9 protein-coding genes are annotated in these 8,094 nt (G+C 65.1%); all 9 read left to right on the forward strand.

What is annotated here, in order from left to right; translation table 11 throughout:
• Window positions 1-229: 229 nt before the first annotated feature.
• The 9 genes from RUW20_RS19190 (at window position 230) to RUW20_RS19230 (ending at window position 8,077) form a co-directional block, all read left to right on the forward strand.
• Window positions 230-2,080, forward strand: coding sequence for an NAD(P)H-dependent oxidoreductase subunit E (locus tag RUW20_RS19190; RefSeq protein WP_313953824.1), 1,851 nt, complete (start codon window positions 230-232; stop codon window positions 2,078-2,080).
• Window positions 2,077-2,805 carry a 2Fe-2S iron-sulfur cluster-binding protein gene (locus RUW20_RS19195; RefSeq protein WP_313953825.1) on the forward strand — a complete coding sequence of 243 codons (729 nt, stop codon included), beginning with the start codon at window positions 2,077-2,079 and terminating at the stop codon, window positions 2,803-2,805. Before RUW20_RS19190 ends, RUW20_RS19195 begins: the two co-directional genes overlap by 4 nt.
• Window positions 2,806-3,360, forward strand: a complete 555-nt coding sequence (locus RUW20_RS19200; protein ID WP_313953826.1) for an NADP oxidoreductase — start codon at window positions 2,806-2,808, stop codon at window positions 3,358-3,360.
• 8 nt (window positions 3,361-3,368) lie between these two features.
• Window positions 3,369-4,847 (forward strand): Ni/Fe hydrogenase subunit alpha, encoded by a 1,479-nt coding sequence (locus tag RUW20_RS19205; protein WP_313953827.1) that lies wholly within the window; start codon window positions 3,369-3,371, stop codon window positions 4,845-4,847.
• Between the two features lie 19 nt (window positions 4,848-4,866).
• Complete coding sequence (locus RUW20_RS19210; protein WP_313953828.1) at window positions 4,867-5,373, forward strand: hydrogenase maturation protease; 507 nt, start codon at window positions 4,867-4,869, stop codon at window positions 5,371-5,373.
• Window positions 5,374-5,647: 274 nt separating this feature from the next.
• Window positions 5,648-6,040, forward strand: a complete 393-nt coding sequence (locus tag RUW20_RS19215) for a hypothetical protein (RefSeq protein ID WP_313953829.1) — start codon at window positions 5,648-5,650, stop codon at window positions 6,038-6,040.
• A 347-nt stretch (window positions 6,041-6,387) separates the two neighbouring features.
• On the forward strand, window positions 6,388-6,774 hold the full coding sequence (gene crcB, locus RUW20_RS19220) for a fluoride efflux transporter CrcB (RefSeq protein ID WP_313953830.1): 387 nt from the start codon (window positions 6,388-6,390) through the stop codon (window positions 6,772-6,774).
• 68 nt (window positions 6,775-6,842) lie between these two features.
• Window positions 6,843-7,187 carry a DUF190 domain-containing protein gene (locus RUW20_RS19225; RefSeq protein WP_313953831.1) on the forward strand — a complete coding sequence of 115 codons (345 nt, stop codon included), beginning with the start codon at window positions 6,843-6,845 and terminating at the stop codon, window positions 7,185-7,187.
• A 284-nt stretch (window positions 7,188-7,471) separates the two neighbouring features.
• Window positions 7,472-8,077 carry a PEP-CTERM sorting domain-containing protein gene (locus RUW20_RS19230; protein WP_313953832.1) on the forward strand — a complete coding sequence of 202 codons (606 nt, stop codon included), beginning with the start codon at window positions 7,472-7,474 and terminating at the stop codon, window positions 8,075-8,077.
• Window positions 8,078-8,094 lie beyond the last annotated feature (17 nt).

The following is an 8,094-nucleotide window of genomic DNA, read 5'->3' on the forward strand; positions in this document are numbered from 1 at the left end:
GTCGTTTGGTCGTTTCGCCGCTTGGCAGCTTGGCAGCGTGGCCAACCCGGCCCGAGCCAGACGATCAACGATCATTATGCTGCAACGCAGCAGGCAATGGAAACGGGACTTTTGGCGTCCACGCCCCAATTCCGCCGGCCAGCTTGTTGACGTGTATCAGCACCTGCCACCGCCGGGCAGGCTAAGCTTGGCCGGCGTATCCCTCACTGCTGTGGCCGTGGAGATTGTTGTGACCAAAGTGCGCTTGCAAGCAGGACGGCTTGACCAACAGCTGCAGCCGATCATCGACCGCTATCGTCGTGAGCCGGGTCAACTGGTGCAGATCCTGCGTGAGACGCAGGATCTCCTGGGCTATCTGCCGGCCGCCGCGCTGACCGCCATCGCCGGCGCGCTCAAGCTGCCGCGGGCGCAGGTCGAGGGCGTCGCCGGTTTCTATTCTTTCTTCCATCTGGCGCCGGTCGGTCGCTATCGGGTGCTGTTCTCGGACAACATCACCGACCGCATGCTGGGCAGCGTCGAACTGATGGATCGGCTGTGCAACAAGCTGTGGGTCGAGCGCGGCAAGCTTTCCGAGGACGGCCTGGTCAGCGTCGATTTCACCTCCTGCACCGGCATGTGCGATCAGGGCCCGGCGCTGCTGCTCAATGGCCGGGCGATGACGCGCATGTCGGTCGAGCGCATCGACCGCATCGGCGAGCTGATCCGCGCGCAGGTGCCGCTCTCCGACTGGCCGCCCGAGTACTTCCTGGTCGAGGACAATATCCGCCGCCGCGACAGCGTGCTGGGCGCCGAGTGGCCGGCCGGCGACGCGCTGCGGGCGGCGCTGGCTCGCGGTGCCGAGGCGATGTTGGCGGAAATGAAGCTCGCCAACCTGCGTGGACGTGGCGGTGCCGGTTTTACCACCGCCATCAAGTGGGAGTCGGCGCGGCGGGCGCCTTGCCACGGCGCACCGGGCTTACAGGGCGCCCGCTACGTTGTCTGCAATGCCGACGAGGGGGAGCCCGGCACTTTCAAGGATCGCGTCCTGCTCACCAGCTACGCCGACCTGCTCTTCGACGGCATGACCGTCGCCGCTTTCACCATCGGCGCTGAGCAGGGCCTGCTCTACCTGCGCGGCGAGTACGCCTACCTGCTGCCGGCCTTGCGCGAGACCCTCGAGCGCCGTCGTTGCGCCGGCCTGCTCGGCAAGGCGCTGTGCGGCCGGACGGGTGTGGACTTCGAGATCGAGATTCATCTCGGTGCCGGCGCCTACGTCTGCGGCGAGGAAACGGCGCTGCTCGAGTCGCTCGAAGGCAAGCGCGGCATCCCGCGCATTCGTCCGCCATTTCCGGTCACCGCCGGTTATCGTGGCCAGCCGACGGTGGTGAACAATGTCGAGACCTTGTGCAAGGCAGCGCTGATCGCGCTCAAGGGCGGCGCCTGGTTCGCCGGTCTCGGCAGCAAGCAGTCGACCGGGACCAAGCTGCTGTCGATCTCGGGCGATGTCGAGTCGCCAGGCATCTACGAGTATCCCTTCGGCGTCTCCGTGAACCAGGTGCTGCACGACTGCGGCGCCGGTAATGCGCAGGCGGTGCAGGTCAGCGGCCCGTCTGGAAGCTGCCTGTCGACGCATGAGTTCTCGCGCAGCATCGCTTTCGAGGACGTGCCGACGGCCGGCGCCTTCATGGTTTTCGGTGCCCATCGCGACATGTTCGAGGTAGCCCGCAACTTTGCCCGTTTCTTCGCCCACGAGAGCTGCGGCTTTTGCACCCCCTGCCGGGTCGGCACCTCGCTGGTGGCCAACTGCATGGACAAGATCGCCAATGGCCTGGGCTCGCAGTACGAGATCAACGAAATCTTCAAGATCCATCGCCTGCTGCATGCGGCCAGCCATTGCGGCCTCGGGCAAGCGGCCTGCAACCCGCTGTTCGATACGCTGCAGAAGTTTCGCCCGGCCTACGAGCGCCGCCTGCGCTCGCTCGACTTCGAGCCGGCCTTCGACCTCGACCAGGCGCTGGCGGCGGCGCGCCAGATGACCGGCCGCGACGACCCGGACGCGCACTTCGGTGTCGCTGCCAGGCTCTCGGGAGGTGGCTCATGAACCCGCAAAACATCCTGCTCGATGGCCTGCCGGTGCCTTTCGAGGACGGGCAGACGATCATGGACGCGGCGATGGCTGCCGGGATATTCATTCCGCACCTGTGCCACCATCCGGAATTCAAGCCGCAGGGCAGTTGCAAGCTATGCACGGTCAAGGCCAACGGCCGTTACGTTTCGTCGTGCACCCTGCCGGCCAAGGACGGCATGGAAGTCGAGAACAACTCGCCCGACCTCAACGACAAGCGACGGACCCTGCTGCAGATGCTGTTTGTCGAAGGCAATCACTTCTGTCCGTCGTGCGAAAAGAGTGGCAACTGCATGTTGCAGGCGCTGGCCTATGAGCTGGAAATGCTCAACCCGCATTTCGACCAGTTCTACCCCAATCGGCCGGTCGATGCCTCGCACCCGCAGGTGTTGCTCGACTTCAACCGCTGCATCCTTTGCGAGCTGTGCGTGCGCGCCAGCCGCGAGGTCGATGGCAAGAGCGTCTTCGCCCTCTCCGGGCGGGGGATCACCAAGCACCTGATCGTCAATGCCGAATCGGGCCGGCTCGCCGACACCGATTTCTCGCTCGCCGACAAGGCGGCGCACGTTTGCCCGGTCGGCGTGATTCTCGAGAAGCGCAAGGGCTTCGCCATCCCGATCGGCCAGCGGCGCTACGATATCGAGCCGATTGGCAGGCAGGTCGAGCGCCCGCCGCTGCGCACGACCGGCGAGGAGGGCTGAATGGAGGCTGGCATTGAGCGCAGGAAAGTACGGCTGGCCACGGCTTCGCTGGCGGGCTGCTTCGGCTGTCATATGTCCCTGCTCGACATCGACGAGCGGCTGTTCGAGCTGATCGAGCGGGTGGATTTCGATCGCTCGCCGCTGACCGACATCAAGCATTGCGGCCCGTGCGACATCGGCTTGATCGAGGGTGGCATCTGCAATGCCGAGAACGTCCACGTGCTGCGTGAGTTCCGGCAGAACTGCAAGGTACTGATCGCCCTGGGCGCCTGCGCGGTCAATGGTGGCCTGCCGGCGCAGCGCAACCATCTCGACCTCGGGCAGTGTCTGCAGGAGGTCTATCTGACGGCGCCGGGCATTGTCGGCGGGCAGATCCCGAACGACCCCGAACTGCCATTGCCGCTGGACAAGGTGCACCCGATCCACGAGATCGTGCGCATCGATTACTTCATCCCCGGCTGTCCGCCGTCGGGCGACGCCATCTGGAAGTTCCTCACCGACCTGCTCGACGGCCGCACGCCGCGCCTGGGGCATCCGCTGCTTCACTTCGACTGAGAGACGCCATGAACGCCGAGACTTTCGAACTGGAAACCGCTCCGGCCGACGCCGGCACGCTGCGCCGGGTGGCGATCGACCCGGTGTCGCGCGTCGAGGGTCACGGCAAGGTGACGCTGTTGCTCGACGAGAACGACCAGGTGCAGCAGGTGCGCCTGCATATCGTCGAATTCCGCGGCTTCGAAAAGTTCATTCAGGGTCGTCCGTATTGGGAAGTGCCGGTGATGGTGCAGCGCCTGTGCGGCATCTGCCCGGTGTCGCACCACCTGGCGGCGGCCAAGGCGCTCGATCACGTGCTCGGCGCCGACCGCCTGACGCCGACCGCCGAGAAAGTGCGCCGCTTGATGCACTACGGCCAGATCCTGCAGTCGCACGCGCTGCATTTCTTTCATCTCTCGTCGCCCGACCTGCTGTTCGGTTTTGCCAGCGAGGCCGGCCGGCGCAACATCGTTGGCGTCGCTGCAGAGTTCCCGGAAATCGCGCGACACGGCGTGCTCTTGCGCAAGTTTGGCCAGGAAGTGATCCGCCTCACCGCCGGCAAGCGGGTGCATGGCACCGGCGCCATCCCCGGCGGCGTCAATCGCGCACTCAGCCGCGAAGAGCGCGACGGTCTGCTGGCCGACATCTATTCGATCGTCGCCTGGAGCCGCCAGGCGGTGCAACTGGTCAAGCGCCTGCATGCGGCCGATCCCGTGCTCTACGACGCCTTCGGCAGCTTCCGCTCGAACATCCTGTCGTTGGTCGGCGCCAACGGCGCGCTGGACTTCTACGATGGCCACCTGCGCGCCCGCGACGCCGACGGCAAGATCCTGGTGGACGGTTTCCGCATCCAGAACTACCAGCAGCTGATCCACGAGGAAGTCAAACCGTGGAGTTACATGAAGTTTCCCTTCCTGGCTGCGCTCGGGCCGCGTGCTGGCTGGTACAAGGTCGGGCCGCTGGCACGGGTGCAGAATTGCGACCTGATCCCGACCCCGCTCGCCGAAGCCGAGCGTCGCGAGTTCATCGACCACGGCCAGGGCAAGCTGATCCACGCACCGCTGGCCTACCACTGGGCGCGGATGATCGAAATGTTGCACGCCGCCGAGACCATCAAGTCGCTGCTGCACGACGACGACCTGTCGGGCAGCGAGCTCACCACCAGCGGTCCGCGCGACCGCCAGGGGGTCGGGGTCATCGAGGCGCCGCGCGGTACGCTGATTCACCACTACCAGGTCGGCGACGACGATCTGGTGACCACCTGCAACCTGATCGTGTCGACCACCCACAACAACCAGCCGATGAACGAGGCGATTCGCCGCGTCGCGCAACGCTACCTGAACGGCCGCGAACTCACCGAGGGCCTGCTCAACCATATCGAGGTGGCCATTCGCGCCTTCGACCCCTGCCTCTCGTGCGCTACGCACGCGCTCGGCAAGATGCCGCTACAAGTCGAACTGCAGGATGCGGCTGGGCAGGTGGTCGGGCGTCTGAGCACGGCTTCCTGAGATCACGGGCGCGCCGCCGATGCCACTCGCTCCGGTTCTGGTTCTCGCCTGCGGCAACCCCAGTCGCGGCGACGACGCGCTCGGGCCGCTGCTGCTCGAGCGTTTGCAGGCGTGGCTGGACAGCGCCGGTCTGGCCGCCGGCTTCGAGCTGATCGGCGACTTCCAGCTGCAGGTCGAGCACGCGCTCGATCTGGTCGGCAGGCATCTGGTGCTGTTCATCGATGCCGGCCAGCAGACGCCGGCGCCGTTCGTCTTTCGTCAGGTGCAAGCGACAGATGTTGCCAGCCACAGCACGCACGCCTTGTCACCCGAAGCGGTGCTCGCCGTCCTGCCGCGGATCAACCACGAGGCCCCGCCACCGGCTTTCCTGCTCTGCGTGCGTGGCGAAAGCTTCGCGTTGGGTGAAGGCTTGAGCGCCGCTGCGACCCGTCACGCCGAGGCCGCGTTCGAACGGCTGCAGGCCTTGTGTCGCGTCGCCAAGCTCGACGCCTGGCAGGCTCGCCTGCACCCGCCCGACGGGTCGTAGCGACGCGACGCCGACCGTGTGTGTCCGGAGCACCCGCAAGCACTGCCACCGCCGGTATGGATGAGGCTTGTCGGCGAGCGCTGGGTGGCCACGACGCTTCTCCTCGCCGAGCAATCGATGATTCTTTGGGCTATTCTGGAATGCTGAATGCGCGAAGACCGCCTTCAGCCGTCTCTCGGCGGCAGGAGGATTGGCGCTTCTGACCCCGAGCCTCGCTTTTCCGTGCCGGCAGGTGGCTGATCAAGCCATCCCATCGCAGAAGGGGGATATCACGATGTTGCTCTGGCTCCTCGTTCTTTCCTGTGTTCTTGGTGTTGCTGCCTGGTGGTGGGCGCGCCGGCGAACCACTCCGCGCCCCCCGCTCGCCAAAGTGCCGAGCGGGGCCAAGCGCCATCCTTATCGTGCGGTGGCCATCACCTGTGGTCAGTCGGCCTGTGGCGCGGCCGCGGACCTTGAAGGCCAGCGCTTCCTGGCCGGCGAGGCAGCGCTGTTGCCGTTGGCGAACTGCGATGCCGTGCTCTGTCGATGCAGGTACGCCCACTTCGAAGACCGGCGTGACGATGACCGGCGACGGCCGAATGCCCTGCAGGGTGGCTGGTTGGGTGCGCAGGGCAAAACCGACCGCCGGGACGAAGCGGACCGCCGGCGGTCGATGGCGTTCACCTGACCCGGCGGTCTGCGTGGGGCGAATCGCAGTCGATGCGCCGCTTGCCGGGTAGCACGCAGGGTCGTGCGCCGAAGCAACTGCCGCAGGAAGCCAACGGGCGGTCAGCAGATGCTGCTGGATCGACCTCTGCCGCCGCCCGGGTGACGCCATTGACGGGGACGCCAGTCCGCCCGTGCATCGCCCGCTGTCTGTTCAGAGCGCGAGTTCCAGTGCTATATTGGCCGCCCGGGACACGGCGTTCTGCCTTGAATCATGGCCTTGCGGTGGACAGTGCCTGCTTGATCCCGGTTCGGCGCGCAGGTGTTCGTTCTTCTGTCCGCATCGGCAACGCGTTTTCAGGGCAGCGTATGTGGAAATCAGTCCTCGCCATTTCGATCGGTGCCGCGCTTGGCGCCCTGCTGCGCTGGCAACTCGGCATCAAGCTCAATAGCCTGTTTCCGACCATTCCGCCGGGTACCCTGGTCGCCAATCTTGTCGGGGCCTACCTGATCGGCCTGGCGATCGCTTTCTTTACTTCGTTCTCGGCGCTGTCGCCGGAATGGCGGCTGCTGATCATTACCGGTTTCTGTGGCGGGCTGACCACCTTCTCGACTTTTTCGGCCGAGCTGGCGGTGTTGTTGCAGGAGGGGCGACTGTCCTGGGCGCTCGGCATCGTCGCGGTGCATGTCGCCGGATCGGTGCTGATGACTTTTGCCGGCATCGCCACCTTCGTCTGGGCGAGGGCTTCGACCTGAGGGGATGGTCTGCGGCAAGCCAGGATATTCGCCGCAAGACCCGACGGCGCTAGAGCAAGGAGGCAGTCATGGAAGGCTTGTTGCTGAGACTGTACGTGAACGAAAGCCAGAGTCATCACGGCGTTCTGCTCTGGGAGTGGTTGCTCGAGCAGGGTAACCACCTTGGTTTTCGCGGCGGCTCGGCCTTCCGGGCGATTGGCGGCTTCGGCCGACGGCATGCGGTGCACGAGGACCGCTTCTTCGAGCTGGCCGGCAGCAGCGGTATCGAGGTCGAGTTCGTCGTCACCGAGGACGAAGCGAAGCGGCTGCTCGATCTGATCGCACAGGAGAAGATGCGCATCTTCTACGCCCGCATCCCGGCTCGTTTCGGCGTCATCAATGCGGACGCCGAGGACCGACGCGAAGACACCTGATTGACCGGCGGGCTGTCATTGGCGCGATCTCGGCGATCAGGATCGAAAACTCCTGCAGTCAGGTGTAGAATCCCTGATCAGGGAAGTCATGCTGGAGAATCAAGTAGTTGTGCTCGCGACGGCTGGTCAGGGTCATGGCGCCGCGTGGCGGTCATGCTTTCTCGTGCTCACTCGACGAACGTGCGCTGGGCCTGCGGAAGGGGCGACATCTTGTCGGGCCGGCTGGGGCGCTGATTTTCGCCGCTTTCTTGGTTCATGGAGCTTGCCGCACTGGAGGTTTCCGTATGAATAGCTTGGGTATCAAGGGGCTACTGGCCGCCGTGCTCCTGGCCACGCCACTGCTGACGCTGGCCGGCCCGCTTCCGCTCTCTTCGATCACCTACGACGTCAATCGCACGATCGGGTCCGGTTCGGTGATCGGCACCATCGAAACGGACGGTACGATTGGCGTGTTGACCGCGAGCAAAGTCATCGGCTGGACCCTGACCATTGACGATGGCGTTGCCGGCGGTCCGTTGACGCTTTTCGGTCCGGGCAGTCTCAGTAATTCGGAGTTTGTTCTGGTAGGTGATCTTCTCAGCGCCACGCTGACGGCCTTGCTTTTCGATTTCGGCGGCGCATCGGGTTACGCGGCGTTTCAGAATCCGAAGTTCGGCAGCAGCATCAACCTCTGGTGTGTCGAAGGGGGCCGCGGTGGTGGTTGCTTGGGGGCCAGCCTTGAATCGGTTACGCGGTTTAGTGGTAGCCAGCAAGTCCCTTATGGCGACCAGCGTGTCATTGCCGGTGAACTGGTTCCGGAACCCGCCTCCATGGCTCTGCTCGGCATCGGTCTGGCTGGTTTGGCTGCGACGCGGCGCAAGCAGCGCGTCCGCCCCGATCTGCATCGGTGAGCGCAAGCGGCAGCGAG

It is taken from the genome of Accumulibacter sp. (assembly GCF_032229525.1).
GTDB lineage: Bacteria > Pseudomonadota > Gammaproteobacteria > Burkholderiales > Rhodocyclaceae > Accumulibacter.